Here is a 665-nt window from a genome sequence, read left to right as displayed (position 1 = left end):
TCAGCCTGTCGAGAAACCCCGGTTGTGCATTAGGCAGCAACCGGGGTTTCAGCGCAAATTCGGGGAAATAGAATTGAGAACAGGAAATGGACAGAGTCATTCCATTTCCGCCTCGCCAGTTTTTTGAGGTTCATGGCAGCAAATTTAAGCTTCACCCATTTTGTTACCTGGGCCAAGCCTCTGTATTGTGTATAACGCATGGCGTGTTTTTCTTTCGCATCTGCAAAGTCTCGTTCAATCGTTTCTTTGCGTTTCTTGTAAAGGTCCTGGTACACAGGCGTGTATCGGACATCGTCCGCCAGATCCTCATAGCCTTTCCAGATATGGCGCTGTACCGTCTTTACGCAATCCTTGGAATGAGTACAGAGCTCTCTGGTAGGGCAATTGGCGCAGATATTTGGGTCGCTCTTGTATTCCCGGTATCCATCCCGGTTCGTGGTGCTGTATTTTAGAATCTGGTATTCGGGGCAAATGATGCAGTCGTAGAACTCATCATAGACGTATTTCCACCACTCGTGTCCGCCCTTCATCGTTTGAGGACGCTTATAGGCTGTGGAGAGAACCCTTCCATCACCAAATACTTTCTTGCAAATATGCGGAGTCTTGTAAGCGGAATCTGCAACAATGGTCTCTACTTCGGGGAATGCCTTCGTTACCTTGTCATA

The 665-nt window shown here is 47.8% G+C and carries 1 protein-coding gene; it reads right to left on the bottom strand.

Translation table 11 applies throughout. The features are described from left to right. Positions 1 to 29: 29 nt before the first annotated feature. Positions 30 to 665: transposase (locus ACTQ4R_RS12990; RefSeq protein ID WP_441629343.1), on the bottom strand; the 636-nt coding region annotated here is incomplete at its 5' end.

It is taken from the genome of Dysosmobacter sp. Sow4_B12, from assembly GCF_052116665.1.
In the GTDB taxonomy this organism is placed as follows: Bacteria; Bacillota; Clostridia; order Oscillospirales; family Oscillospiraceae; genus Oscillibacter.
Note: the sequence above shows the minus strand (reverse complement) of the source record. Positions and strands in the feature narration are given on the sequence as shown.